The organism is Marinobacterium mangrovicola (assembly GCF_004339595.1).
GTDB classification, from domain to species: Bacteria; Pseudomonadota; Gammaproteobacteria; order Pseudomonadales; family Balneatricaceae; genus Marinobacterium_D; species Marinobacterium_D mangrovicola.
Genome location: NZ_SMFU01000008.1, coordinates 31,486 through 56,930, shown reverse-complemented (window position 1 = coordinate 56,930; position 25,445 = coordinate 31,486). Strand labels below are relative to the sequence as shown.

Annotated in this window: 24 protein-coding genes; 9 read left to right on the top strand and 15 right to left on the bottom strand. The window is 59.4% G+C overall.

Annotated features, from left to right (window positions below; genetic code table 11):
• Nucleotides 1-23 precede the first annotated feature (23 nt).
• Both CLV83_RS08800 and CLV83_RS08795 read left to right on the top strand, forming a co-directional pair.
• Nucleotides 24-2,720 (top strand): [protein-PII] uridylyltransferase, encoded by a 2,697-nt coding sequence (locus CLV83_RS08800; protein ID WP_132290659.1) that lies wholly within the window; start codon nucleotides 24-26, stop codon nucleotides 2,718-2,720.
• A gap of 41 nt (nucleotides 2,721-2,761) precedes the next feature.
• On the top strand, nucleotides 2,762-3,055 hold the full coding sequence (locus CLV83_RS08795; RefSeq protein WP_132290656.1) for a DUF1244 domain-containing protein: 294 nt from the start codon (nucleotides 2,762-2,764) through the stop codon (nucleotides 3,053-3,055).
• 17 nt (nucleotides 3,056-3,072) lie between these two features.
• On the opposite strand, the gene CLV83_RS08790 is transcribed toward CLV83_RS08795, so the two are convergent.
• Nucleotides 3,073-3,540, bottom strand: a complete 468-nt coding sequence (locus CLV83_RS08790; RefSeq protein ID WP_424399121.1) for an LPP20 family lipoprotein — start codon at nucleotides 3,538-3,540, stop codon at nucleotides 3,073-3,075.
• A gap of 19 nt (nucleotides 3,541-3,559) precedes the next feature.
• The gene (locus tag CLV83_RS08785; RefSeq protein ID WP_132290650.1) at nucleotides 3,560-4,285 is read right to left on the bottom strand and encodes a FlgO family outer membrane protein; all 726 of its coding nucleotides are present in this window, start codon (nucleotides 4,283-4,285) and stop codon (nucleotides 3,560-3,562) included.
• Between the two features lie 149 nt (nucleotides 4,286-4,434).
• Between CLV83_RS08785 and CLV83_RS08780 the strand changes: the two genes are divergently transcribed.
• The 3 genes from CLV83_RS08780 (at nucleotide 4,435) to CLV83_RS08770 (ending at nucleotide 6,762) form a co-directional block, all read left to right on the top strand.
• A complete protein-coding gene (locus CLV83_RS08780) occupies nucleotides 4,435-5,649 on the top strand; it encodes a flagellar assembly protein T N-terminal domain-containing protein (protein ID WP_132290647.1) in 1,215 nt (404 codons plus the stop codon).
• Nucleotides 5,650-5,796: 147 nt separating this feature from the next.
• Nucleotides 5,797-5,991 carry a cell division protein ZapB gene (gene zapB, locus CLV83_RS08775; RefSeq protein ID WP_132290644.1) on the top strand — a complete coding sequence of 65 codons (195 nt, stop codon included), beginning with the start codon at nucleotides 5,797-5,799 and terminating at the stop codon, nucleotides 5,989-5,991.
• 45 nt (nucleotides 5,992-6,036) lie between these two features.
• Nucleotides 6,037-6,762: a hypothetical protein gene (locus CLV83_RS08770; RefSeq protein ID WP_132290641.1), complete on the top strand. Its 726-nt coding sequence runs from the start codon at nucleotides 6,037-6,039 to the stop codon at nucleotides 6,760-6,762.
• Between the two features lie 53 nt (nucleotides 6,763-6,815).
• On the opposite strand, the gene CLV83_RS08765 is transcribed toward CLV83_RS08770, so the two are convergent.
• Complete coding sequence (locus CLV83_RS08765) at nucleotides 6,816-7,469, bottom strand: YiaD family glycine zipper/OmpA-like lipoprotein (RefSeq protein ID WP_132290638.1); 654 nt, start codon at nucleotides 7,467-7,469, stop codon at nucleotides 6,816-6,818.
• A gap of 289 nt (nucleotides 7,470-7,758) precedes the next feature.
• On the opposite strand from CLV83_RS08765, the gene CLV83_RS08760 reads away from it, so the two are divergent.
• Together CLV83_RS08760 and CLV83_RS08755 are read left to right on the top strand one after the other, a co-directional pair.
• Entirely contained in the window at nucleotides 7,759-9,669 is a 1,911-nt protein-coding gene (locus CLV83_RS08760; protein WP_132290635.1) for a beta-ketoacyl synthase, read from the top strand.
• Nucleotides 9,669-10,082, top strand: a complete 414-nt coding sequence (locus CLV83_RS08755) for a hypothetical protein (RefSeq protein WP_132290632.1) — start codon at nucleotides 9,669-9,671, stop codon at nucleotides 10,080-10,082. Before CLV83_RS08760 ends, CLV83_RS08755 begins: the two co-directional genes overlap by 1 nt.
• A 17-nt stretch (nucleotides 10,083-10,099) precedes the next feature.
• Here the strand turns inward: CLV83_RS08755 and CLV83_RS08750 are convergent, their stop codons facing one another.
• From CLV83_RS08750 to CLV83_RS08740, 3 genes are all read right to left on the bottom strand, one after another.
• Nucleotides 10,100-10,885 carry a TatD family hydrolase gene (locus CLV83_RS08750; protein WP_132290629.1) on the bottom strand — a complete coding sequence of 262 codons (786 nt, stop codon included), beginning with the start codon at nucleotides 10,883-10,885 and terminating at the stop codon, nucleotides 10,100-10,102.
• A 73-nt stretch (nucleotides 10,886-10,958) separates the two neighbouring features.
• Nucleotides 10,959-12,542, bottom strand: a complete 1,584-nt coding sequence (locus CLV83_RS08745; RefSeq protein ID WP_132290626.1) for a peptide chain release factor 3 — start codon at nucleotides 12,540-12,542, stop codon at nucleotides 10,959-10,961.
• Nucleotides 12,543-12,643: 101 nt separating this feature from the next.
• Entirely contained in the window at nucleotides 12,644-14,260 is a 1,617-nt protein-coding gene (locus tag CLV83_RS08740; protein ID WP_132290623.1) for a methyl-accepting chemotaxis protein, read from the bottom strand.
• A 253-nt stretch (nucleotides 14,261-14,513) separates the two neighbouring features.
• Between CLV83_RS08740 and CLV83_RS08735 the strand changes: the two genes are divergently transcribed.
• Nucleotides 14,514-15,776 (top strand): ATP-binding protein, encoded by a 1,263-nt coding sequence (locus CLV83_RS08735; RefSeq protein ID WP_132290620.1) that lies wholly within the window; start codon nucleotides 14,514-14,516, stop codon nucleotides 15,774-15,776.
• On the top strand, nucleotides 15,773-16,303 hold the full coding sequence (locus CLV83_RS08730; RefSeq protein ID WP_132290617.1) for a response regulator transcription factor: 531 nt from the start codon (nucleotides 15,773-15,775) through the stop codon (nucleotides 16,301-16,303). Before CLV83_RS08735 ends, CLV83_RS08730 begins: the two co-directional genes overlap by 4 nt.
• Before the next feature lie 24 nt (nucleotides 16,304-16,327).
• On the opposite strand, the gene CLV83_RS08725 is transcribed toward CLV83_RS08730, so the two are convergent.
• The 9 genes from CLV83_RS08725 to CLV83_RS08685 form a co-directional block, all read right to left on the bottom strand.
• Nucleotides 16,328-17,245, bottom strand: coding sequence for a LysR family transcriptional regulator (locus CLV83_RS08725; RefSeq protein WP_132290614.1), 918 nt, complete (start codon nucleotides 17,243-17,245; stop codon nucleotides 16,328-16,330).
• 4 nt (nucleotides 17,246-17,249) lie between these two features.
• Nucleotides 17,250-18,668, bottom strand: coding sequence for an amidase (locus CLV83_RS08720; protein ID WP_132290611.1), 1,419 nt, complete (start codon nucleotides 18,666-18,668; stop codon nucleotides 17,250-17,252).
• Nucleotides 18,665-19,939: a Zn-dependent hydrolase gene (locus tag CLV83_RS08715; RefSeq protein WP_243642343.1), complete on the bottom strand. Its 1,275-nt coding sequence runs from the start codon at nucleotides 19,937-19,939 to the stop codon at nucleotides 18,665-18,667. Before CLV83_RS08715 ends, CLV83_RS08720 begins: the two co-directional genes overlap by 4 nt.
• Nucleotides 19,940-19,960: 21 nt before the next feature.
• Entirely contained in the window at nucleotides 19,961-20,653 is a 693-nt protein-coding gene (locus CLV83_RS08710; RefSeq protein ID WP_104003799.1) for an ABC transporter ATP-binding protein, read from the bottom strand.
• The gene (locus CLV83_RS08705; protein ID WP_132290608.1) at nucleotides 20,650-21,405 is read right to left on the bottom strand and encodes an ABC transporter ATP-binding protein; all 756 of its coding nucleotides are present in this window, start codon (nucleotides 21,403-21,405) and stop codon (nucleotides 20,650-20,652) included. Before CLV83_RS08705 ends, CLV83_RS08710 begins: the two co-directional genes overlap by 4 nt.
• Nucleotides 21,405-22,415: a branched-chain amino acid ABC transporter permease gene (locus CLV83_RS08700; protein WP_132290605.1), complete on the bottom strand. Its 1,011-nt coding sequence runs from the start codon at nucleotides 22,413-22,415 to the stop codon at nucleotides 21,405-21,407. Before CLV83_RS08700 ends, CLV83_RS08705 begins: the two co-directional genes overlap by 1 nt.
• Nucleotides 22,415-23,272 carry a branched-chain amino acid ABC transporter permease gene (locus tag CLV83_RS08695; protein WP_104003802.1) on the bottom strand — a complete coding sequence of 286 codons (858 nt, stop codon included), beginning with the start codon at nucleotides 23,270-23,272 and terminating at the stop codon, nucleotides 22,415-22,417. Before CLV83_RS08695 ends, CLV83_RS08700 begins: the two co-directional genes overlap by 1 nt.
• A 63-nt stretch (nucleotides 23,273-23,335) precedes the next feature.
• Nucleotides 23,336-24,523, bottom strand: coding sequence for an ABC transporter substrate-binding protein (locus CLV83_RS08690; protein WP_132290602.1), 1,188 nt, complete (start codon nucleotides 24,521-24,523; stop codon nucleotides 23,336-23,338).
• A gap of 98 nt (nucleotides 24,524-24,621) precedes the next feature.
• Entirely contained in the window at nucleotides 24,622-25,368 is a 747-nt protein-coding gene (locus CLV83_RS08685; protein WP_132290599.1) for a FadR/GntR family transcriptional regulator, read from the bottom strand.
• Between the last annotated feature and the right edge of the window lie 77 nt (nucleotides 25,369-25,445).

Below are 25,445 nucleotides of genomic sequence, written 5' to 3'. Positions count from 1 at the left end.
GCAGTAACGGAGTAAACCGCGTTATGACAACCCGTACCCAGCCAACCGAGCAGTTCGCCCGCTACCTGGATGTCGCGTCGCTATCCCAGGAGCTTGAACAGAACCCGCCGTTCAAGGTTCTGAAGCAGGCGCTGCACGACTCCCAGGAAACGATGAACGAAGCCTTCCGCCAGGGCGAAGATATACGCCACCTGGTGTATGGGCGCGCCTGGGTACTGGATCAGATCCTGACGCTGGCCTGGCACCGTTTTGAGTGGCCCGACGCCAACAGTGTCGCCCTGGTCGCCGTGGGTGGTTACGGCCGGGGCGAGCTGCACCCGTTTTCGGATGTGGACATCCTCATCCTGGTGAACGGTATCGAGGCGGAGAGTTTCGAAGAGAGCATCAGCAGCTTCCTGACGCTGCTCTGGGACATCGGCCTCGACATCGGCTCCAGCGTGCGCACCATCGAGGACTGCTATCAGGAATCGCGCAACGATATTACCATCGCCACCAACCTGATTGAGTCACGTACCATCGTCGGCAGCGAAAAGCTGCAGGAAGAGATGTACGAACGCGTCACCTCCGAAGGCGCCTGGACCGACAAGGAGTTCTTCCGCGCCAAGTACGCCGAGCAGAAAGAGCGTCATGAAAAGACCAACAACACCGAGTACAACCTTGAGCCCAACCTGAAGAACTCACCCGGGGGCCTGCGCGATCTGCAGACCATCGGCTGGGTCGCGAAACGCCACTTCGGTGCTACCTATATCCGCGATCTGGTGGCCCACGGCTTTCTGACCGAGTCGGAGCTGGATACGCTCAACAGCGGCGAGCTCTACCTCTGGACCGTGCGCTACGCTCTGCACATGATCAGCGGCCGCCGTGAAGACAGGCTACTGTTCGACCATCAGCGATCGCTGGCCGATTTTTTCAAATACCAGGACGACGAAAGCGCCCTGGCGGTCGAACAGTTCATGAGCAAGTACTACCGCGTCGCCAAGGCGATGTCGGAGTTCAACGACATGCTGCTGCAGTACTTCGACGAGGTCATACTTCGTGCGGAGGATGAACAGCACCTGCGCCCACTGAACAACCGCTTTCAGGTCCATAACGACTACCTGGAGGTGACCTACGACAAGGTGTTCGAACACCATCCCTTTGCGCTGATGGAACTGTTCGTACTGATGGCACAGCACCCCGAGATCAAGGGCGTACGTGCTTCCACCATCCGCCTGATCCGCAACCACCGCCACCTGGTGGACGACACCTTCCGCAACGATATCCGCAATACTTCGCTGTTTATGGAGCTGCTGCGCTCACCCGAGGGCGTATCCACCGAGCTCAAGCGGATGAACCGTTATGGCATTCTGGGACGCTATCTGCCGGAGTTCGGTCGTATCGTCGGTCAGATGCAGCACGATCTGTTCCACATCTACACCGTAGATGCGCATACGCTGAAGGTGATTCAGATGATGCGTCAGTTCCGCCACCGCGATCACCGCGACAGCCTGCCGGTGGCGCACCGGGTGGTGAATCAGCTGCCGAAGATCGAGCTGCTCTACATCGCCGGCCTCTACCATGATATCGCCAAGGGCCGCGGCGGCGACCATTCAGAACTGGGCGCTGATGATGTGATCGCCTTCTGTCGCCGTCACCATATCGCCCAGTGGGACACCCAGCTGATCGCCTGGCTGGTACGTAACCACCTGAAGATGTCGATGACGGCCCAGCGCCGCGATCTGTCAGACCCGCAGGTGATCCATACTTTCGCCGAGCAGGTCTGCGACAGCATCCACCTGGATTATCTCTATGTGCTGACGGTGGCCGATATCAACGCCACCAACCACACGCTATGGAACAGCTGGCGAGCCAGCCTGCTGCGCCAGCTCTACATGGAAACCAAGCGCGCACTGCGTCGCGGCCTGGAAAACCCGGTCAACAAGACCGAGCGCATCGCCCAGGTACAGCACGAAGCGCTGCAGGCGCTGTCCCGCATGGGCGTTTCCGAACAGGCTGCCCGCGAGCTCTGGGAAACCCTGGGCGACGACTACTTCCTGCGTGAAGAACCCAAGGCGATCGCTCATCACACCCAGGCGATTCTGGAGCACCCCTACCCTGAGATTCCCCTGGTTACGCTGGAGAAAACCTCTTACCGCAGCCATGAGGGCGCCACGGAAATCTTCATCTATACCAAGGACGCCCCCAACCTGTTCGCCGCCACGGTATCCACCCTGGATCAGCTTCAGCTGAGCGTTCAGGATGCGCGCATTATCGTCAGTGAAAACGGCTACGCGCTGAACAACTACACGGTACTGACCGACGACGACCAGCCGCTGTCCGATAACCCGGATTATCTGAACGACATCCGGCAGCGCCTGGTGGAAGAACTGGACGACCCGGACGACTACCCCGATATCGTCCAGCGTCGCGTACCGCGACAGCTCAAGGCTTTTGCCACCAAGACCCGGGTGCTGGTGAGCAACGATCCAAACCTGCAGCAGACCGTACTGGAAGTGATTACTGCAGACCGTCCCGGACTGCTGGCACGTATCGGTCATATCTTCGTCGAGTTCGGCATCACCCTGCGCAAGGCGAAGATCGCCAACGTGGGTGAGCGAGTGGAGGACTTTTTCTTCATCACCGACCTCAACGATCAGCCGATCAGCGATCCACAGCTCTGTGAGCGTCTACAGAAAGCGATCTGCGAACAGCTCGACGAACACGTCCAGCACACCCAATAATCAACGATAAGAAACAAGCAAGCGAGTGATGGGATAAGAGTATGAACGACGAAAAACGTACCGAGATCGAGGCTGCGGTGTTCCGCCGTCTGCTGCAGCACCTGGATGAACGCAAGGATGTGCAGAACATCGACCTGATGAACCTGGCCGGATTCTGCCGCAACTGCCTGTCCAAGTGGTACTCAGCTGCCGCCGAGGAGCGTGGTGAGGCAGTGGACTACGAACAGGCCCGCGAGCTGGTCTACGGCGAGCCGTACAGCGACTGGAAGAAGAAATATCAGCAGGAGGCAACCGCCGAACAGCTGGCTGCCTTCGAGAAAAGTCAGGAGAAATAAGTCAGGAGCAGTCGGCTTTACTCGCTGGCGCGCACCCAGGCGCGCTGCACCTGGTTCATATCCACTTCCAGCACCGTGGCGTAGGTATCATCCTGTACGGGGTAGGATTTCACCACCCGGGCGCCACGCACGATGCCTGCCACCGCGGTCTTAAAGCGGTCATTACTCACCACCATGTCATCCACCTGGGTGGTGCCATAAAGGTACTGGCCATGAATCACGCCGGCTAACTCCTGGTAGGCGCGCAGCTTCGAAGCGCGCATCGCCATCAGCACTTTCTGCTGCGGCGTCTCGCCGGGCTGCAGACTGATCGGCGCATACCCGGTAGCGCTGACCCAGTGCGGCTGAGCCGACTTTTCGATTCTCGGTGTATGATCCACATCCGGCATCGCATCCACCGTATCGGAGAATCCCTGGGCGATGGTCTCGCAACCACTGAGCATCACCAGTGCCAGCAAAGCGCATACGAAATTAAGTTTTTTCACCATTCTGTTCCTGCCTGGCTCAGCGGTCGAGGCCCACAGGCCCCTGTCGGTTTTCGATAATCATACCGGATTGCAGCGCCCGCAAAGGATCGTAACCGGGCCAGCGCCCCTCCAGCTGCTCATTGGAGATATGGGTTTGGCCGGACGCCAGCACCTGGCGCGTGGTGGTATCCAGCACTCGCGCGTTGATCACCAGACCGTTGGGCTGACGGGCATAGGTGCCGGTCAAAACAAAATAGATGCGATGGGTTCTGCGCAGCAGCGACAAGGATGAGGGGTCCAGCTCCGGCTTCGCGGTAGTGGTCAGACTCACGGCGCGATAATCCACCAGGTTATAACCCAGATGCTCCAGCTGGAAAATAAAGCTGTCACTGAGACGCTCGCCTATCGGCCCGACTCTATCGCGCTGCATCAGATCATGAAATTTCAGCACCGCCATCGGCAGACGCCGAATGCGGTTATCATCCAGCCCGGATACCAGTTGCCCGGCCATCTGCTGCACCGCTTCGCTGACAGGGTCCACAGATCCATCAGCATCACTCACCTGAGCCAGCGCTACCGTGCGCCCTACGCGACCGCTTTCAGCGCCAGGATTGAGTACCGACTCGACCTGTGCCAGAGCCTCGGGGCCAAAGCGCTCCACCTGCACAGGCTCCAGTGCAGCTTCCTGCGATGCGCAGCCGGCAAGCAGCGTCAGCATCAATGCTGCTGTTACAGCTGTCACCTTGTTTATCGGCGAGATCATCGGCGAGTTACCTTTCCTGTTTAAACCCTTGCTCTCACTGCCCGAGCTTTTAACACGCTCAGCCTGCGGGAGCGACATTCCTATCCGAAACAGCTCTATGCTACATTCTCGCAAGTCCTGTCACTACTTGTATCGGTCAGCCTCGGTCTATGTTGAGTATTGTTCGCCATCTGCTGGTTCTCCTGACACTGGCAATCGCCCTTCCTGTCCAGGCCATCCCGGTCGAGGCCGAGGGACGTGCCCTGGTGATCAACGGCGATATTACCTCGGCCCGCGAACAGGCGATCGCCGACGCTCGTCAGGCGGCATCCCTGCAGGCCGCAGCCTACATCTCCACCACTCAGGAGATCCGCGACGGCGTACTCGAAGTGGATGATATGAAGATCCAGACCTTCGGTACGGTGAGCAACGTGCAGGTTCTGGATGAACGGATCGAGAACAAGATGCTGATCGTGCGGATCAGCGCCGAGGTAATGGAAAACGCCTCCTGCCCCTCTCCCAATGCACTCAGCCACCGCAAACGGGTGGCCCTGACACTGTTCCCGCTCAGCAATCCCGGTCAGGCCAGCGCCGGCTCACTCGGCGAAATTCAGTCACGCCTGCCAAGCCTTCTCGCCCAGGGACTGCAACAGAGCAGCGCTATTGAGCCGCTGGACTTCAGCCGTAGCAACCTGATTCGTGATGCCGCCACCGCGCCCACCAATCAATTACCCGATGGCGGCCTGAGCAATGCCCTGCACAGCAGCGGCGAGCCACTCCAGGCGCAGTTCATCATTTCCGGCGTGATCCGTGATATGTCCATGCGCACGCCGGTGGGCCCCAAAGAACCCAATATTTTCGTCGATCTGTATAACGACGCCGACTACAAGAGCAAACGCCACCTGCGCAATCTGGCACTGGAGCTGTTTATTTACGACGGCCTCAGCGGACAGCTGCTAGAGCGCAAGCTGTTTCATACCCAGGGTCGCTGGACCCGCCCCCGGGAAGAACGCACCGGTTTTGGCAGTGCCGTATTCTGGCAACAGGATTACGGTCAGCAGGTGAAAGCACTGATCGACGATACCTCCGGCTGGCTCGATGAACGCCTGCGCTGCGAGTCTCTGGCTACCCGTATCAGCCGAACCAGCGGCGATCAGATCTGGATAGAAGCCGGCAGCACTCAGGGCGTTAAGAAGGATGACAGCTTCACCATACTTCGCCGCATGACCTTCTACGACGACCAGATGCGTGCCTATTCCGAGCTGAATGACACCCAGGTCACACTGAAGATTGAGACGGTTCAGCCTGGCTTCTCCCGCGGCCGCATCGTCGGCGACAGCCTCAGCCACAACATCCAGCGTGATGATATCGCAGTGCTGCGATAAGGCGTTGCGATAGCAAAGTTTTGGCTCCGTTCGGACTCAGACGCTATATACTTATCCACAGCATTCGATAAGCTGATTGACACTTGACCTCCCCCCTCTTAGTCTGCGCTCCGGACTATTGCTGCGTGTAGAGACGGGAGTCATTTGATGTCGAGCGAGATCTTTTCCGAACTGGAAAACAAACTGGATTCACTGATCGAAGAAGTGGAAACCCTGCGCCTGGAAATCAGCGAGTTGCGCGCAGTGCGCGATGAGCTCAAGCAGGAAGTTTCTCAGAATGATGAGCGCCTGAAGAAGCTGTTGGGCATGTTTGACCGCCTTGAGGAAAGCGCGGCCATCTGATGAGAGGGACGCCGACAGCACAGGCGTTTCGGATGGGAGTAACCCATGAAGTCGCGAACGCTGTTATTGTTGTCGGCCGATATCGCCGGCGCCACCGCCTACAAACAGGCACATAGCGCCGGTGACACCACACCAGAGTGGCTGCGGCCATTCACCGCTTTTTTCAAAGAAGCCCCCGCCGTTCTGATGGGCAAACTGGCCCTGGCCTTTATCGAGCACGATGACCTGCCGGCACTGCGCGTCTGGCGCGTGGCAGGCGACGAAATCATTTTCCTGGCCGAACCCGCCAATGCAGCTGAAGCGCTCGGCATCGTCGAAGCCTTTGCCGCCATGGTGGCGGACTACAATGCGCGCCTCTTTGACCTGCACGGCCTGTATCTGCGTGGTGGCGCCTGGGCGGCACCGATCGGCACGGAAAATATAGAGATCGAAATTCTGGAGATCCCCTCGGCTACCGAAGCCGGCGAGGCTTACAAGGAGTACGTGGGGCCAGATGTGGACAGCGGCTTTCGGCTACTGAAAAACGCGCCCCACGGCCATATCGTAGTCTCGCTCAAACTGGCAGCGGCACTGGCAGCGGGAGGCTGTCTCGGACAGCTTGGGATCGGCCACGTCGACAACCAGCCGTTGCGTGGGCTGTTTGGCGGCAAACCCTACCCTATTCTGATCGCGGGCAAGGGCTCACTGGACTGCGGCACATTGATCGCGCTGGAAGAAAACTTTATTGCAACCTTTTCACGCCGCCCCCAGGTGCTGCGATTCAGCACCTGAGGCGGGCACCCTGCATTCAATGGAGAATGCAGGGTAGACACCAGCGGAAAAGATCAGCGCTGGGTGCCGCGGATGCGCACTTCAACACGGCGGTTGATCGCACGGCCGGAGGCACTGCTGTTATCGGCAATCGGGTTGCGTTCGCCGTAACCACGCGCATTCAGACGCAGACGGTCCACACCCACCGACATCAGGTACTGAGCCACTGACTGAGCGCGACGCTCGGAAAGATCCTGGTTGTATTCAGCACTACCGGTGGAGTCGGTATAACCCTCCACATCCACCTGGGTTTTATCGAACTTCATCAACACCTTGGCCACGGAATCCAGTACCGGGTAGAAGCCGGAGTCGATTCGGGTGCTGTCGGTGGCAAAGGTGATATTGCCGGGCATTACCAGGCGGATATCATCGCCCATGCGCTCGACACGTACTCCGGTACCTTCGAGCTCCTGACGCAGGCGCATCTCCTGCTGATCCTGGTAGTAGCCAATACCACCGCCGATGGCGGTACCCAGCGCTGCACCGGCGAGCGCACCTTCGCTGTCATCAGCGATGACCGCGCCCAGTATCGCTCCACTCAGGGCACCAATACCGGCGCCCTTGGTGGCCTGAGACGTCTTGCTTTCCTGGGTGTAGGGGTCCAGTGTGGTGCACCCTCCCAGCAAGGCAAGAGACAGGATCGATACCGCAGTTGCTTTATGAATCATTGTATTGCTCCTACAGTCATTCCAGAAAACATCCTGTTGCAGACCCGCAAAGGCCCAAGCGGTTCCATCCACAAACTATCATTCAGTCACTGTGTAGCCCAGCATAGCTTAACAAGAAATGAAAAAAGCCAAGCAAGCTGCCAACAAACCCTCAAGCCACCGCCTTAATCGCGACGTCAGATGTTCAAAGCACGCCCGAGTGCACTGGCTTAGAGCGTTGAGTCCCGATAAAATGTCCACAGACTTAATTAGTATTATTCTATCCGCGTGACAGCCCGAGGAGTTCCCCTTGCCCCATCTTCCCGTCATAGTCGGCTTCGGTGGTATCAGCCCGGCCGGAAGAGCGTCCTTCCATCACGGCTACCGCCGTTTGATCATGGACAAGCTCGACCCTGAGACGCGACAGGAAACGGTTATCGGCCTCGCCACCCTGATGGGTCTGGCGAGCTTCGAGGATGGCAGCTACCTCAACGCAGACGGTGAAAAAGTCAGCGAGGCGGAACTGGTAGCCGCGGTAGAATCGGCTGTTCTCGACAACACACTGATCCGCCGTATCCACCCGGACTGGTTTGACGTTCACGCTGTCACGTTCAACCGCCCCGCCAACATCAGTGGCGCAGACGACGTGTTGAAGTTCCGCCTGCGTCGCCGCCATCTGCCCGGCACACTGCCGGACAACTGGCAGGTTACCGAGCTGGACGGCGGCCAGGTCGAAGTGAGCGTCAGCGGTCAGTGCAGCCTGATCTTCCCGGATACCCGTGAAGCCCAGGTGCAGAGCGCCGGCATGCTGCCCACCGGTTTTCACCCCGGCCAGCTTTACCAGTCACGCAACCATCCGCGCGGGCTGCAGATGGCCGTTTACGCCGCATCAGACGCGCTGAGCTCGGTGGGTATCAGCTACGAAGAGATCATGACCCGCCTGGCACCGGACCAGCTCGCGGTATTTGCCAGCAACTCCATCGGTCAGATGGACGATCTCGGTTTCGGCGGCCTGACCAAATTCCCAGGGCTGGGGAAACGCACCACCTCCAAGCAGATGCCACTGGGTTACGCCCAGATGCCGGCTGACTTCATCAACGCCTATCTGCTCGGTAACGTGGGCACCACTGGCGGTGCGCTTGGCGCCTGTGCCACCTTCCTTTACAACCTGAAGAACGGCGTCGATGCCATCCGCAGCGGTCGCTGCAAACTGGCGATGATCGGCGGCTCAGATGCACCGGTAACGCCCGAAATCATCGAAGGTTTCCGGGCCATGGGTGCTCTGGCGGAAGACCGCCAGCTGGCCGCACTCGATGGCCTGGATCAGCTCAGCGAAGAGCATTACCGCCTCGCCTGCCGTCCGTTCGGAGAGAACTGCGGCTTTACCATCGGTGAATCCAGCCAGTTCCTGGTACTGATGAGCGATGATCTGGCACTGGAGCTGGGCGCCGATATCCACGGCTGCGTACCCGATGTGTACGTCCATGCCGATGGCCACAAGAAATCGATCTCCGCCCCCGGTATCGGCAACTACATGACACTGGGTAAATCCGCCGCACTGATCCGCAGCATGCTTGGCGACGACTCCCTGCGCCAGCGCAGCTACGTGCACGCGCACGGCACCAGCACACCGCAGAACCGGGTGACAGAGTCACATGTTATCGACGAGATCGCCCAGGCGTTCGATATCTCCGACTGGACAGTATCCGCCGTCAAGGCGTTTATCGGTCACTCCCAGGGCACCGCAGGCGGCGATCAGATCGCTGCGGCACTGGGACTCTGGCACTACGGCTTTATTCCAGGCCTGACCACCACCAAGGCGATCGCCGATGATGTCCACCAGAACCGCCTGCACATTCCGCTGCAGCACCTGGAAACCGGCATCGACCGCATGGATTCCGTACTGATCAACGCCAAGGGCTTCGGCGGCAATAACGCCACAGCAACCCTGTTCTCGCCGCAGGTCACCGAACAGATGCTGGCCCGTCGCCACGGTGAAAGCGCCATGACCGACTGGCGCAAGCGCCGCGAAGCGACGCAGGAAAAGGCCGCCGCCTATGACCTGAATGCCACCCGCGGTCTGGTTCGCCCCACCTACCTCTACGATCATCAGGTGCTGAACGGCGAAGACCTGAAGATCAGCGAACATCAAATCGAGCTGCCGGGTTACAGCAACCCGATCAGCCTGGACGTGGAAAACCCATACAAGGACTTGAGCTGATGCGCACCGGAAGCAAGACAAGAACCGCACTGACGGCAGGCCTGATCACCCTTTCGCTGGCCGGCTGTGGTGGTGATTTGCTGAAGCAGGACCCGACCATCGATCAGTTCTACACCCTGGATAGCGAAAAGCTGCGCCTTTGCCAGGGGCTAAGCAACAGCTGCCGCGACCTGATTCCATTCGCCTCTGCCCTGCATCTGATCCCGAAAATCGAGCGCGGCTACGATACCGACCTCAAGGGCCCGAACTATCCGCTTAGCCTGGCCCGATTGATGATCGACCCGCCCAATGGCGACTACAAGGCGTCACCGGTGGACGAAAACGGCCGCTATCTCCGCCTGCCGATCAACGAGCAGACCGACCTGGTCTGGGATGTACTGCAAGAAGCCCACGAATCGATCTACGCTGACTGAATAACACGCCTCGCGGGTTACAGCCCCCTCAGATCCAGCAGCTCTTTTACCGTCCGGGAGGTGGTTCTCGCTACCTCCTCGACAGAGGACTCCCGCAGCTGCGCGATAATTCCTGCCACATCCACCACACGCACCGGTTCATTGGGTTGATCGCGCCAGTCACTCAACGCCATATCCGGCGCATCGGTCTCCAGCACTATTGAGCTCAACGGCAGCTCAGCAGCCAGACGCCGCAATTTGGTAGCACGGCTAAAGCTGATCGCTCCGCCGAAGCCAAGCTTGAAACCAAGTTTCACGTATTCCTGCGCCTGCTGTTCGCTACCGGAGAAGGCGTGGACGATGCCCGCCCGCGGCAGCGCGAAACGGCGCAGTTGTTTCAGCACCTGGTCATGGGCCTTGCGTACATGCAGCAACACCGGCAGATCGGCCGACTTGGCGATCTTCAACTGGGCTACAAGAAGTTCAGTCTGCGATTCAGGATCGAAGCCCTCGATCTGGAAATCCAGGCCAATTTCACCAATCGCCACCAACGCCTCGCGATGCCGGGTGACCTCTTCGTCTAGACGTTGAATATCGTCCTTGACGTGCTGATCCATAAAGCAGGGATGCAGCCCCAGCGCAGGATAGAGTGACACCCCCTCAAAACGGCTTGCACAAAGAGCAAGGCAGCGCTGCCAATGTTCAGAGGTAACGCCCGGTACCACAATGGCGCCGAGCCCGGCATGACGGGCACGCTCAACCACCTGTTCACGACAGCTGTCGAAAACGGGGAAATCCAGATGGCAGTGAGAGTCGATCAACATATGACGCAGTATGGCACAGAAGGGAAAGCAGGCCGCCGGAGAGACGGCCTGGCAGATAAAGCGCTAACCGGGATCAGTGTTCCCGGGTGGCGCGGAAAGCGATATCCGGCCAGCGCTCTTCGGTCAGAGACAGGTTAACGCGGGTCGGTGCCAGGTAGGTCAGCAGGCCCGAACCATCATAGGCCAGGTTGTCATAGGCCTTGCGCTCAAACTCGTCCAGCATCTTGTTGTCCTTGCAATCCACCCAGCGCGCGGTGGCCACACTGATCCCCTCGTAGACACACTCCACCTTGTACTCGTCCTTCAGGCGGAACATGACCACGTCGAACTGCAGCTGACCCACAGCACCGAGTACCAGGTCGTTGTTCTTCATCGGCTGGAACAGCTGCACCGCGCCCTCTTCCGACAGCTGCTGCAGACCTTTCTGCAGCTGTTTCATCTTCAGCGGATCGGTGGGGCGCACGCGGCGGAAAATCTCCGGCGCAAAGTGCGGAATACCGGTGAATTTCAGCTGTTCGCCTTCGGTGAAGGTGTCGCCGATCTGGATGGTACCGTGGTTATGCAGACCGATAATATCGCCGGACCAGGCGGTATCCACGTTTTCACGATCACCGGCCAGAAAGGTGACCGCGTCTGCGATCTTCACGTCCTTACCGATCCGCACGTGTTTCATCTTCATACCGCGGCTGTATGAGCCTGAGCAGATACGCATGAAGGCGATACGGTCACGGTGCTTGGGGTCCATGTTCGCCTGGATCTTGAATACGAAGCCGGAGAACTTCTCTTCGCTGGACTCCACATCGCGGCTTTCGGTAGCGCGGGCAGGCGGCGCCGGCGCCCAGTCGACAAAGTCATCGAGCATTTCGCGCACACCGAAGTTACCTAGTGCGGTACCGAAGTAGACCGGCGTCAGCTGGCCGGCCAGGTAGGCTTCCTGATCCCACTCATGGGTCGCACCACGGACCAGTTCGATCTCGTCGACAAACTCTTCGTATTCGTCTTCCAGCAGCGCTTTCGCCTCGTCAGACTCCAGGCCCTGGATCAGTTTTTCCTCAGCCAGGGTGTGGCCCATGCCCGGGGTAAACAGATGCAGGGTATCGGTATAGAGGTTGTAAACACCCTTGAAGCGCTTACCGGATGCGATCGGCCAGTTGATCGGCGCCGCCTGGATCTTGAGCACCTCTTCGATCTCGTCGAGCAGCTCGATGGGATCGCGGATATCGCGGTCGAGCTTGTTGACGAAGGAGAAGATCGGCGTGTCACGCAGACGACAGACATCCATCAACTTGATGGTCCGTTCCTCGACACCCTTGGCGCCATCGACCACCATCAGCGCAGAATCCACCGCCGTCAGGGTGCGGTAGGTATCCTCGGAAAAGTCCTCGTGCCCCGGGGTATCAAGCAGGTTTACGGTGCGTTCCTTGTAGGGAAACTGCATCACGGAAGAGGTGATGGAGATACCACGCTCCTGCTCCATGCTCATCCAGTCGGAGGTGGCGTGCCGATCGCTACCCCGCCCCTTTACGGTGCCCGCCACCTGGATCAACTGACCGATCAGCAACAGCTTCTCGGTAATGGTGGTTTTACCGGCATCAGGGTGGGATATGATCGCGAAGGTGCGGCGCTTGGCCACTTCCTGCTGAACGTTCTGAGACATGGGTACGGGGTTTCCAGCTTTATGCGCGACCGCCGGAAAATCCGGCGGTCAGGATTCGAAAAGGCGTTATTCTCGCCGATCAGAAGCCGTACGACAATCGATCAGACCTTGAAACGCCCCACAAGCTGAGACAGCTGCTGTGACAGCCGGTTGATATCCGACGCCAGCGCCTCGTTCGCCTCGGCAACTTCAGCGGCGGAGGCGGTCTGATCATTGAGCGAAGAGAGGTTCTGGCCAATCTCATCGGATACGGCGCTCTGCTCTTCCGTGGCCTGGGCAGTCTGCACCGACAGATCGCTGACACGGGTAAAGGACTCACGCAGCGAGGCGAACATCTGGTTGAGTTCACCCAGGCTCACCATGGAATCATCCGCCGAGGCCTTGCCGGCATCGATCACCTTCACCGACTGCACGACACTCTTCTGTAGCCGCTCGATCATGCCCTGGATACGACCGGTACTCTCCTGAGTACGCGTGGCCAGGACACGTACCTCATCAGCAACCACGGCAAAACCACGGCCCTGCTCACCGGCGCGGGCTGCCTCGATGGCGGCATTCAGCGCCAGCAGATTGGTCTGTTCGGCAATATCACCGATCACATCCACCACCGAAGCGATCTCGTTGGATTCTTTCTCCAGCTCGTCGGAGCGCGCCCTGGCCTGCTCCATTTCCGAGGCCAGCTCGGCGATACGGCTGTTGGTTCGCTCGAGAACCGTTTCGCCCTGCTCGACCAGTTCTGTGGAGGATTCGGCCTCCTGGGCGGTGCCGTTGGCCACTGTCGCCATCTCCTTGTTGGCCAGGCTCATCTCATGCACGGCACTGACGATAGAGTTGGAGGCGTTACCGAGGCTACCGGTGATTTCCCGCGTCCGATCCGAGGATTCCGACAGCGTCTCGAGCAGGCGCCCGAATTCATTGGACTGGTTCATGATGGAGCCAACCAGTGTCTGCAGCTTGTCCAGGAAGTGGTTGAACTCACGCCCCAGATCCCCCAGTTCATCATGGCTCCGGGCATCGACACGCGCCGTCAGGTCACCATCGCCCTCGGCGATCTCGCGCACGCTGGCGGTAAGATCAGAGGTCTGCCGCGCCAGTCGCTTGGGTACGATGTAACTGACGAAGAGTGCAATCAGGATGGCCACAGCGATGATAATTTCGCTCAGCAATTGAGCGGATTCCACCTCCTTCTCAATACTTTCCTGCTCGCTAACAGCTGCGGTCTGCGCTGCCTCTCCAGCCTTGTCTAGAATACTGCGCAGATGACTGAACGCTTCTGACGCTTTCTTTTCCGCAGCGTCCAGCTCAGATCTGGAAGCTCCGGCACTGGCGACCACCCGATCAGATGCGGCCAGCCAATCAGAGAAAGCCCGATCAAACCCCTTGAAGCTATCCACAACTGCCGGATACTCGGACATATATTCACGATAGGTCTGGAAGCGCTCTTTGACCTGGTCGGCGTTCTCCTGACGATCGGCCTCCAGCTTATCCATGTCACCCTGACCGTAGATCTGCTGCAACTCTGCCTCGCGCGCCTGATACAGGTCGCGATCCGCATTCAGCACGGTGGAGATAGCCGGCATAAAGCTATTGGTCTGATGCTCGAATCCCCGCTGCTGCAACTGCAACAGGCCTGAAGAGAGAACCAGAGAGATAAGAATGGTGGCGGCGAGGAGCACGCTTGGGATAGAACTTTTGACTCGAATACTACGGATGTTCATGCAGTAAAGGCCTCAACAGAGAGTATTTTTATAGTGTCCACACATCCTGCGTGGAGCAGATCATCCCTGTTTTTTTGGGCGCTAGGATTACCCTTTAATTATTATGGATTATGTCGGCTGCCAAACAAATCACTAAATCTGTTTTTATGTCACCATTTGGATTCATTTTTAGCAGTGACTGCGACATTCTGCCCCATCAGTCATATCAGCTTGCCCAGTTACAATAGACCATCACCTACGAGCTAAGCCTGCCATGCCCGGTTATCACGAAACCCTGTTACAGCTGACCTACACCCGCGTACTGATCCTGTTCGGTCTCAGCACCCTGGTGCTTGCCGCCATCTATGTGGTCGGCGCCGGCGTCGATGTCTGGCTGATCTGCGCCACCCTCGGCATGATGGCGCTGATTAACCTGTTCACCTACGCGCGCCTGCATTCAAACTGGCCGGTCACCGAGAGTGAGCTGTTTTCCCAGCTCTGCGCCGATGCGATTCTTTACGGCGCGCTGATTTATCAGACCGGCGGTGCCACCAACCCGTTTATTTTCCTGCTGCTGGTACCGCTGCTGATCTCGGCGGCCACGCTTTCCTGGCGCTTTACCTGGCTGATGGCGGTGATCGTAGTGCTGTTCTACAGTTCGTTGCTGCGCTACTACCTGCCGGTGCTACCGCCCCAGACCGAACATCACTTCAGCCTCGGCGCTCTGTTCGACCTGCATATCATCGGCATGTGGATGAACTTCCTGCTGACGGTCCTGCTGATCACCTGGTTCCTCGTGCGGATGCAACACTCCATGCGCCAGCAGGAACGGCGCCTGAACCGCGAGCGTGAACGCCGCATTCGCGGCCAGCAGATGGTGTCTCTGGCCACCTTTGCCGCCGGCACCGCCCACGAGCTGGGCACGCCGCTGTCCACCATGAGCGTAATCCTCAAGGATATGGCGCTGACCCATAAGGATGATCCTGAGACCGCCGAGGATATCGCCCTGCTGCAGCAGCAGGTCAGCGCCTGCTCCGACCGCCTTCAGACGATGGCCCGTAGCGCCCGCGATGCGGACGTGACTCATGAAAAACCGATGAAGGTACTGCTCGATGAGCTGCTCGACGAATGGCAGATCATTCGTCCCCAGGCTCAATATCAACGCAGGGACACCCAGCCGGGAAATTCACCTCTGGTGGCCACCAGCCCACAGCTGAAACAGGCGCTGACCAACCTGCTCAATAACGCCGCCGACGCCAGCGAAGAGCCACTCGATATCGAGCTGGACTGGGATAAGAGCAATGTCTGGCTGCGTATTCATGACCAGGGACCAGGGCTGCCGCTGAGTAGCTCCGCCAACCTGGGACGGCCGTTTGTCACCACCAAGGGCAAGGGGCTGGGTATAGGACTGTTTCTGACTGCCACCACCCTGGCCCAGCATGAGGGCGAGGTCAGACTGTACGACCACCCCAAAGGCGGTACACTGACCGAAGTCCGGTTACCGACAGCAGGCTCCGGCCATAAGGAGGCAGAGTGAGCGAGCAGTTTCTGGTGGTCGATGACGACCCAACCTTTACACGGGTACTGGCGCGTTCGCTGACCCGCCGCGGCTACACGGTGAGCGTGGCACGCAACGTGGAGGAGGCGCTGACCCAGGCCCGGGAGGAGATTCCGGCACTGGCCAGCGTCGACCTAAAGATGGAGGGGCCTTCGGGGCTGGAGCTGATTGCCGGGCTGAGAGAACTCAACCCGGAAATGAAGATCCTGATCCTCACCGGCTACGCCAGCATCGCCACGGCGGTGGATGCGATCAAGCTGGGCGCCACCAACTACCTGCCCAAACCCGCCGATGCGGATCAGATTCTGGCGGCGCTGAACCAGCAGGAAGCGGACGCCAGCCAGCAGATCAGCTCCGACCCCATGTCGGTAAACCGGCTGGAATGGGAGCATATCCAGAAGGTGCTGACCGAGCACGAAGGCAATATCTCCGCTACCGCGCGGGCGCTGGGGATGCACCGCCGCACCCTGCAGCGCAAACTGCAGAAGCGCCCGGTAAGGCGCTAGATCGGATAGCTCAGATGCGCCTGACTATGCGTCAGGGACTGCACCCAGCGCTTGCAGAAAGGTGTCCAGCACCATATTGGGCCGCACACCCTTACGAGTGATCGCCGCGTACTCCATTTCATAGTTCATCTGCCGAGGACACAGCGCCCGCATCTGGCCAGACTGCACCCAGCGCTCGGCGTAATGATCGGGCAGAAAACCGAGATACAGACCGGTCAGGATCATAAAGGCGATCCCCTCCCGGTCCGACGCCCGGGCCGTGACATTGAGCTGTTCCAGCAGTTTTTTCATCTCAGGGCTGGGCGCAAAGCTCTGCCCCACCGCCTCCTGCCGGGCCAACAGAGCCCTGTCGATATCAGCATCGTCGCAGGCAAACAGCGGGTGCTCGGCGCTGCAATAGAGGCTTGAGGTTTCGCTGTAGAGCGGATGGAACACCAGGCCGGAAACCTTTTGCACCTGAGGCACAACCCCCAGGTGCAGCTGCCCATCCACAACGCCACGCTCAACGATGCCCGGCGACAGCATACGGATATCGATACTCACTGCCGGTCCCTGCGCCTTTAGCGCCGCCAACGCCCGAGTTACCGACATATGCGGCAGGGTGACCAGGTTATCGGTGATACCGATCACCAGCTCCCCCTTAAGCTGCTGATGGATGGAGTTGATCTCGGTGCGAAAGCCATCCAGTGCGGTATGCAGCTGCAGCAGCGCCTGGTAGGCCTGGCGGCCCTCATCGGTGAGGGCAAAGCCGGCGCGGCCGCGCTGACAAAGCCTCAGCCCCAGCCGCTTTTCCAGATCCGCCATGCTGGCACTGATCGCCGAGCTGCTGACGTTGAGCTCCACCTCTGCCTGGGCAAATCCGCCCGCCTCCACCACGGTGCGGAACACTTTCAGTAGACGCAGATCGATATCGCTGATCTGCCCGAGCAGATTTTTACTCATCGCATCAGCCTCTGGAACCCGCTTTCGGGCGGCCCAGCCACTGCATCGGCAGCGCTCGCTCGAGACGACGACAGGCGTTCAGCACCAGCGCATCAGCGCCCTTGGCGCCAACAATCTGCAGACCGACCGGCAAACCATCTACCAACCCGCAGGGTGAAGTCGATGCAGGCTGCTGCGTCAGGTTGAACGGGTAGGAGAACGGCGTCCACTCCATCCAGTATTTCTGACTGTCGTCGGTGGTATCGCGGCCCGCCTCAAAGGCGGTAATCGGCAGAGTCGGGGTCACCAGCAGGTCGTACTGCTGATGGAACTCGCCCATTTTGATCCCCAGGGCAGCTCGTGCATCGACCGCTTTCATGTAATCGACGATATCGATCTTCATGCCCTGTTCACCGATGGCGCGAAAGCCCGGATCGAGAAGATCCCGCTGCGCCTCGCTCATACCGCTGACCACCTTGCCGGCACCGGCAAACCAGAGTGTGGAGAACATCTCCAGCGGATCGCTGAAACCGGGATCCACCTCTTCCACCTCGGCTCCCAGTTCGATCAGCGCGGCCACGGCGCGATCGACACAGGCGCGCACGCCCGGATCCACATCCACGTAGCCCAGGGTCGGGCTGTAAGCGACCTTCAGCCCTTCCAGCGGACGGTCGAGAATATCGATCCAGTAACCGTCAAATTTGCGGTCGGAGTACCAGTCGCGGTGATCCGGCTGCGCCACCGCATCCATCATCAACAGGCTGTCTTCAACGGTGCGGGTCATGGGACCTAAGTGAGACAGCGTCGTCATGGCGCTGGCCGGCCACTGCGGAATAAAACCGAAGGTGGGCTTGATACCGAACACGCCACAGAAGCCGCCGGGAATACGGATAGAACCGCCGGCATCGCTGCCCTGGTGCAGCACACCCATGTTCAGCGCTGCCGCCGCTGCGGCACCGCCGGAGGAGCCCCCCGCGGTTTTTCCGGTATCCCAGGGGTTGCGGGTCACACCGGTGGCACGGCTGTCGGTGACGCCCTTCCAGCCAAACTCCGGTGTGGTGGTTTTGCCCAGGATCACGGCGCCGGCCTCGCGCATACGGGCACTGAACGGTGCATCCTCGGTGGCCAGCTCATCGGCGCTGGTCAGCGAGCCGCTGCGGATCGGCATGCCGGCCACTTTGGTCAGATCCTTGATCGACGAGGGCACACCATCGATGGGCCCCAGCGCTTCACCCTTGAGCCAGCGCTGCTCCGAGGCCTTGGCGCTTTCCAGGGCTGATTCCTCGGCCACATGGCAGTAGGCATTCACTTCGCTGTTGCAGGCTTCAATCCGCGCCAGCGCCGCACGGGTGGCGTCCAGCGGAGAGAGTTCGCCAAGACGATAGAGACGCCCCAGCTCCATAGCTGTCAGGTCGGCGATCTCTTCGTATCCGTTGTTGCTCATTTGGCCTCCTCAATTCCTGCTGCATTCACCAGCGCATTCAGCAGCACCGATGCACCGGCCGCCAGATCATCGGCGTCCGCGCGTTCCATCTCGTTATGGCTGATACCACCCTCGCAGGGTACGAAAATCATTCCCGCAGGCGCTTTCTCCGCCAGAAAGATGGCGTCATGACCGGCGCCACTGACGATATCCATATGCCCGTAACCGAGTCCTGCAGCCGCATCACGTACGTAGGAAACGCAGTTATCCGCAAAATAGAGCGGTGCAAAGTCGGCCGTGGGCGTCAGGCTGACCTGAACGCCATGCAACGCTTCGAGTTCGGCGATTTTCGCTTTCAGCCCGTTCACCATGGCATCCAGCGCATCCGCTTCCAGGTGGCGGAAGTCGACGGTCATGTTGACCTGGCCGGGAATCACGTTGCGCGAACCTGGGAACAGATCCAGGCAGCCCACGGTGCCGCGCCCGTGAGGCGCATGTTCCAGCGCTGTTCGGTTCACGAAGGTGATCAGTTCAGCCGCCACCAGGCCCGCATCGTGGCGCAGTGACATAGGAGTTGGGCCCGCGTGGGATTCAACACCCTGGATGCTGAGATCAAACCATTTCTGGCCGAGGGCGCCGATCACCACACCGATGGTTTTCTCGGCATCTTCCAGCACCGGCCCCTGCTCGATATGGGCTTCAAAGTAAGCCCCTACCGGGTGGCCGGGAACCGGCTTTTCGCCGGCGAAGCCGATCTTGGTCAGCGCTTCACCCACTGAGATGCCTTCGGCATCGCGGATCGCCAGGGTCGGCTCCAGCTCGAACTCACCGGTGAACACCCCAGAACCCATCATGCAGGGCGGAAAACGACAGCCCTCTTCGTTGGTCCAGGCGACTACTTCTACCGGTGCCTGGGTTTTGATGCCGAGATCGTTCATGCGGCGGATCGACTCCAGGCCAGCCATGACACCGAAACAGCCATCAAACTTTCCGCCGGTGGGCTGGGTATCGATGTGGCTACCGGTCATCACCGGCGGCAGCGAGTTATCCACACCCGGGCGGCGGACAAAAATATTGCCGATCTGGTCGATGGAAACCTCGCAACCGGCCTCCTTGCCCCAGCTGATAAAGAGTTCACGCACCTGGCGGTCCAGGTCGGTCAGCGCCTGGCGATTGAGCCCGCCCTTGTCGGTTTCGCCGATCTTTCCCTGTTCCATCAGGCTGTTCCAGAGACGATCGCGGTCTACGGTCAGGAGCCCATCCAGCGGCATCCCTTGAGTTTTCATATCCATTATCTTGTCCTGTTTGTCGCGTTAAACCGCCAGGTAGCGGTCCTTGACCGCCTGCTCCTGACGGAACTGCTCGCCGGTGCCGCTATAGACCACCTGGCCCTGTTCGATGACGTAATGCCGATCGGCCAGCTTTTCACACACCGCCAGGTTCTGTTCCACCAGCAGTACCGATACGCCGGCCTCGCGGATTTTGCCGAGAATGCGCACGATCTCGTCGACGATCACCGGCGCCAGCCCCTCGGTGGGCTCATCCAGCAGCAGCAGTTTGGGGTCGTTCACCAGCGCCCGGGCGATGGCCAGCATCTGCTGTTCACCACCGGAGAGCGCGTTGCCGCCGTTTTTGCGGCGCTCATAAAGGCGCGGGAACATTTCGTACACATCGCTGAGGCTCCAGCGGCTGCTGGCACGCACGGCGATAGCCAGGTTCTCTTCGACGCTGAGCAGGCCGAAGATGCCGCGATGCTCGGGCACCAGCGATACGCCGCGGCGGGCTATCTCGAACACCTCTTTGCCGATCAGCTCTTCGCCATCAAAAACGATGGAGCCCTCGGCCGGGCGCACGATGCCGGCGATACTGCGCAGCGTGGTGGTCTTGCCGGCGCCGTTCCGCCCCAGCAGCGTGACCAGCTCCCCCGGGTTAACCTCAAGGGATACACCTTCCAGCACATGGCTTTTGCCGTAGTAGGAATGAATCCTGTTGATTTCGAGCTTCATGATCCGCTCTCCCCCAGATAGGCTTTCTTGACCCGCTCATCGCCGCGCACCTCTTCAGGCTCACCCTCGATCAGGATGTTGCCCTGGTGCATGACGGTGATACGATCCGAGATCGACATCACCAGCTTCATGTTGTGCTCGATCAGCATCACGGTGTGGTCCTTGCCGAGCTCGGAGATCAGCTTCGTCATCACCGGAATATCGTCCACGCCCATGCCGGAGGTCGGCTCGTCGAGCAGCAGCAGCTCGGGATCGCTGCACAGCGACATACCCACTTCGAGTACCCGCTGCTGACCGTGAGAGAGATCCCCCGCATCGGTATTCGCCAAGTGCGTCAGCTTGATCCGATCCAGTACCTCATCGGCTTTCTCCAGGTGCTTGGATCTATGCGTGTCGGAGTACCAAAACGCCAAAGCTCCCAGCCCATCACGCCCCTGGGCGGCAAGACGCAGGTTCTCGCGCACGCTCAGGTTCTGGAACAAACTGGTGATCTGGAACGAGCGCGACATGCCGGAGGAAACCCGCTTGTGCGCCGGCTGGCGCGTCAGGTCCTTGCCATCAAAACGGATCTTGCCGCTGGAGGGACGACGCTCACCGGTGAGGCAGTGAAACAGGGTCGTCTTGCCCGCACCGTTGGGGCCGATCACGGTATGGATGGTGCCGCGACGGATCTTCAGATCCACGCTACCCAGCGCGGCAAAGGCGCCGTAACGCAGGCCAAGCTGTTCGGTTTCGAGAATGTAATCGCTCATCACTTCGCCTCCGCTTCTTTAGCCGCTTTTTCAGAGGCACCGCTACGGCGCTCTTTCCAGCGTTTGATCAGCGACTCAACGCCTCCCCAGAGACCGGACGGCATGAACAGCACCACCGCGATCAGGGCGATACCCAGGATGATCATCCAGCGCGGCCAGACCGAAGAGAGCAGATCGCCGAGCATGACGATGGAACCTGCCCCCAGCAGCGAGCCCAGCAGCGAACCGGTGCCACCGATGATCGTCATGATCAGGATGTTCTCGGACATCAGCAGCTCAATGTTGGAGAGCGGCGCGAAGTTAAGCAGCATGGCGTAGAGCGCACCGGCAATACCGGTGATACCGCCCGAAATAACGAACGCCAGCAGCTTGAAGTGGTTGGTGGAGAAACCTACCGCCGAGGCGCGGCCTTCGTTCTCGCGAATCGCCACCAGCGTGGTGCCAAAGGGTGAATGGATCACACGGCGGGCAAACACGAAGATCAGCATGAACATCACAGCCACGAAGGTGTAGAAGGCGTAGCTTGAGGTCAAATCCGATATTTCAAAGCCGAACAGCGTCAGCGGCGGACGCGGTACATCCAGCAGACCGTTATCACCGCCGGTCCAGTCACTCAGCGTATACGCCAGGAAGTACGCCATCTGTGTAAACGCCAGCGTCAGCATGACGAAGTAGATACCGGTACGACGGATCGCCAGCAGACCCACCAGTGCCGCCAGCGCAGCACCGGCAATCATCGCTGCGAACAGCGCACCGAGAAGACCAAAACCGAGATGGATCATGGTCAGCGAGGCCACATAGGCGCCACCGCCAAAGAAGATCGCCTGACCGAAAGACAGCAGGCCGGTGTAACCCAGCAGCAGGTTACAGCCCAGGGCCGCCAGGGCGAAGATCAGGATTTCGGTTGCCAGCGTTGCCGATGGCAGCAGCAGCGGCATCAGCACCACGGCAGCGAGGGCCGCCAGGGTAACGCCACTGAAGATGGAGGCTTGTTTCTTGGATGTATTCATTACGCCCTCCCGAACAGACCGTAAGGTCTCAGCAGAATCACCACCGCCATGGCGCCATAGATCATCAGGCTCGCACCCTGGGGCCAGATGGTGGTCATCATGCTCTGCACCAGACCGACCAGCAGACCGCCCACCAGCGCACCGCTGAAGGAGCCCATACCGCCGATCACCACGACAACGAAGGCAAGACCGAGCACCTCCGGTCCGATAAACGGATGCACGCCTCGGATCGGCGCCGCCAGCACACCGGCAAGACCAGCAAGACCCACCCCCAGCGCGAAGGTCAGTGCGAACAGCTTGTGAATATGGGTACCCAGCAGCGACACGGTTTCGGCGTCTTCACTACCGGCCCGCACCAGGGCGCCGAAGCGGGTGCGCTCGAGCAGCAGCCACAGGCCCACCGCGATCACCGCGGTAAACAGAATCACGAACAGGCGGTACTTGGGATAGAAGAAGTCGCCCATGCGGAACACGCCACTCAGCGCTTCGGGCACCGCGACGGTTTTACCGATCGGCCCCCAGACAGCGATGCTCAGCTCCTGGATAATCAGAGCGATCCCCAGCGTAATCAGGATGTGGAACGTATGCGGCAGGTGGTAGGCACGACGGATCAGCGTCTTTTCCGTTACCCAGGCCAGCATCGCCACGGCCACCGGCGCTACGACCAGCGCCAGCCAGAAATTTCCGGTCAGTGAGACCAGCGTAAAGCAAAGGTACGACCCCAGCAGGTAATAGGCACCGTGGGCAAAGTTCACGAAGTTCAACAAGCCGAAGATAATCGTCAGACCGACCGAGATCAGAAAGTAGATCATCCCCAGCCCGATGCCGTTCAGCGCCTGAAAGAGATACAGACTCATCGGGTTTGCTCCTGCAACAGAGAAGGTAGTCGCGCCCGGCCGGGGCCGGGCGCGGTAAGCGGCTTAGCTACGTGTGCAATCCAGTGAGGATTCATCCGGGAAGGACTCGCCGGAGCTGATGATCTCGGCAAAGTCGTCTTCGTCCTGCATCTCGGATGCCGCCTTGCCTTCCAGCAGGTAGTAGTCTTTCAGCACCTGGTGATCCGCCGCACGTACGGTTTCTTCACCGGTCGGGCCCTGGTAGACGGTGCCTTCCAGCGCCTTGGCCACGGCTGCACCATCGGTGCTGCCCGCCTTGGCGATCGCATCGAGAATTACCTTGGTGCCGATGTAATCAGCGGCCATCGGGTAGTTCGGCGCCATGTCGTAGGCTTCACGAACGCTCTTCACCAGTTCGTTGTTCATCGGTGTCTCCACTGTGTGCCAGTACTGAGCACCGAAGTAGACACCCTCGGCCACATCCGGGCCCAGCTCCTGCAGCTGATCCAGACCGGAAGACCAGGCCACCAGGATCTTCATCTCGTTTTTCAGGCCGAAGTTAACCGCCTGGCGCAGCGCGTTGCTGGACTGACCGCCGAAGTTGAGCAGCAGCAGGACATCGGGCTTGGCCGCCATGGCGTTGGTCAAGTAGCCGGAGAACTCCTGTTCCTGCAGCGAGTGGTAGCTGTTACCCACATGCTCGATCCCTTCCGCCTCGAACACCGCTTCGGCGTTACTCAGCAGCGCTTCGCCGAAAACGTATTGCGGCGTGATGGTGTACCAGCGTTTCCACTCCGGATGCGCCTTGATCAGCGGCTCAACGGTTTCGTGAATCGCACCGTAAGTGGGTACTGACCAACGGAAGGTCGCCATGTTGCAGTCGGTACCGGTCAGCTCGTCGGCACCGGCCGGAGTCATGAAGACACCACCTGCCTTATCAACCTCTTTACCGATCGCCAGCGCGGTGGAGGAGAGAGTCGCGCCGTTAAAGAACAGAGCCCCGTCCTGGCTGATCGCTTCCTGCACCTTGCGCACCGCCTTGCCGGCGTTACCTTCGGTGTCGATCGCTTCGTACTTCACCGGGCTACCGAGCAGGTCGCCGTATTCCTCGACCGCCAGCTTAGATCCCATATCGGCGAACTTGCCGTAGCTGGCGAAGGAACCCGAGAGGGATTTCACGCCGTAAATGGTGACTTCCTCAGCTGAGCAAACCGCTGTCGTAGCTGAAAGTACGGCTACCGATAGAAGCTTTTTCCATGTTGTCACTTGCATTCTGTTTACCTCTTTTTCGGGCTTTTAATGTGTTGTTATTTTTCGCTTTGAGGTTGGGCACTGGCGATCCTGTGGGCAGGATCTGATTGTTATCGGTGTTACATCTTTCGGGAGATCTGGCCGTCAAGCGCGACAAAGTGCTCTTCGGCTTCGCACATGTGTTCGCCCATCAGGCGACGCACAGTAGCCTCATCCGCATTGCGGTAGGCCGTTACCAGCTCCACGTGGTAATCCACGTTTGAGCGGGTGAATTCGTAGGCATCAATCTGGTAGGACTTTTTCAGCACCACCAGATCGCGCAGGGTTTCGTTGAGAAAGCGACCGATAAATCCGAGCACCGGGTTCGGGCAGGCATCCGCCAGTACGTTGTGAAACTCCAGCTCGGCGATGCGCTGCTCGCGCTGCTCCTCTTCGGAAACCGGCGGTTCGCTGCAGGCGCGGATATATTCATCCAGCAGTTCGAACTCCCGCTCCTTGAGATGCCCCACCACCGACACGGCCAGCTCAACCTCGATCAGCTTGCGCATCTGGTACACCTGTTCCGCCGACAGGTGCTTGAAGTAGAGGTAGTTGCGCAGCGCCTTGCTGGCAGGCTCTGTGCCCACCTCCGAAAGCCAGGCACCGCCGCCAGGACCCGGGCGGGTCCAGATCAGCCCCTCGACCTCCAGCGCCTTCTGCGCCTCCCGCACCGTTCCCTTGGAACAGCCGAACTCTTCGATCAGCTCTTTCTCGCTCGGCAGGCGATCACCCGGCAGCAGTTTTTCCGCCACGATCATCGCCTTCACCTCATCAACGATCAGGTCGGACAGTTTCTGCTTGCGTCGTCTTTTGATAGGTCCGGCCATCTGCGCTCCTGAATTCAGGCAATTAATATAAATAATTATGATTAATTATTAGAGCCTGAAAAAACGGCAGTCAAGCT

Excerpts from the sequence above, each read along its gene's own strand:
- CLV83_RS08800 (WP_132290659.1), top strand. The coding sequence starts at position 24 with ATGACAACCCGTACCCAGCCAACCGAGCAGTTCGCCCGCTACCTGGAT.
- CLV83_RS08795 (WP_132290656.1), top strand. The coding sequence starts at position 2,762 with ATGAACGACGAAAAACGTACCGAGATCGAGGCTGCGGTGTTCCGCCGT.
- CLV83_RS08785 (WP_132290650.1), bottom strand. The coding sequence starts at position 4,285 with ATGATCTCGCCGATAAACAAGGTGACAGCTGTAACAGCAGCATTGATG.
- CLV83_RS08780 (WP_132290647.1), top strand. The coding sequence starts at position 4,435 with ATGTTGAGTATTGTTCGCCATCTGCTGGTTCTCCTGACACTGGCAATC.
- zapB (WP_132290644.1), top strand. The coding sequence starts at position 5,797 with ATGTCGAGCGAGATCTTTTCCGAACTGGAAAACAAACTGGATTCACTG.
- CLV83_RS08770 (WP_132290641.1), top strand. The coding sequence starts at position 6,037 with ATGAAGTCGCGAACGCTGTTATTGTTGTCGGCCGATATCGCCGGCGCC.
- CLV83_RS08765 (WP_132290638.1), bottom strand. The coding sequence starts at position 7,469 with ATGATTCATAAAGCAACTGCGGTATCGATCCTGTCTCTTGCCTTGCTG.
- CLV83_RS08755 (WP_132290632.1), top strand. The coding sequence starts at position 9,669 with ATGCGCACCGGAAGCAAGACAAGAACCGCACTGACGGCAGGCCTGATC.
- CLV83_RS08750 (WP_132290629.1), bottom strand. The coding sequence starts at position 10,885 with ATGTTGATCGACTCTCACTGCCATCTGGATTTCCCCGTTTTCGACAGC.
- CLV83_RS08745 (WP_132290626.1), bottom strand. The coding sequence starts at position 12,542 with ATGTCTCAGAACGTTCAGCAGGAAGTGGCCAAGCGCCGCACCTTCGCG.
- CLV83_RS08740 (WP_132290623.1), bottom strand. The coding sequence starts at position 14,260 with ATGAACATCCGTAGTATTCGAGTCAAAAGTTCTATCCCAAGCGTGCTC.
- CLV83_RS08735 (WP_132290620.1), top strand. The coding sequence starts at position 14,514 with ATGCCCGGTTATCACGAAACCCTGTTACAGCTGACCTACACCCGCGTA.
- CLV83_RS08725 (WP_132290614.1), bottom strand. The coding sequence starts at position 17,245 with ATGAGTAAAAATCTGCTCGGGCAGATCAGCGATATCGATCTGCGTCTA.
- CLV83_RS08720 (WP_132290611.1), bottom strand. The coding sequence starts at position 18,668 with ATGAGCAACAACGGATACGAAGAGATCGCCGACCTGACAGCTATGGAG.
- CLV83_RS08715 (WP_243642343.1), bottom strand. The coding sequence starts at position 19,939 with ATGGATATGAAAACTCAAGGGATGCCGCTGGATGGGCTCCTGACCGTA.
- CLV83_RS08710 (WP_104003799.1), bottom strand. The coding sequence starts at position 20,653 with ATGAAGCTCGAAATCAACAGGATTCATTCCTACTACGGCAAAAGCCAT.
- CLV83_RS08705 (WP_132290608.1), bottom strand. The coding sequence starts at position 21,405 with ATGAGCGATTACATTCTCGAAACCGAACAGCTTGGCCTGCGTTACGGC.
- CLV83_RS08700 (WP_132290605.1), bottom strand. The coding sequence starts at position 22,415 with ATGAATACATCCAAGAAACAAGCCTCCATCTTCAGTGGCGTTACCCTG.
- CLV83_RS08695 (WP_104003802.1), bottom strand. The coding sequence starts at position 23,272 with ATGAGTCTGTATCTCTTTCAGGCGCTGAACGGCATCGGGCTGGGGATG.
- CLV83_RS08690 (WP_132290602.1), bottom strand. The coding sequence starts at position 24,523 with ATGCAAGTGACAACATGGAAAAAGCTTCTATCGGTAGCCGTACTTTCA.
- CLV83_RS08685 (WP_132290599.1), bottom strand. The coding sequence starts at position 25,368 with ATGGCCGGACCTATCAAAAGACGACGCAAGCAGAAACTGTCCGACCTG.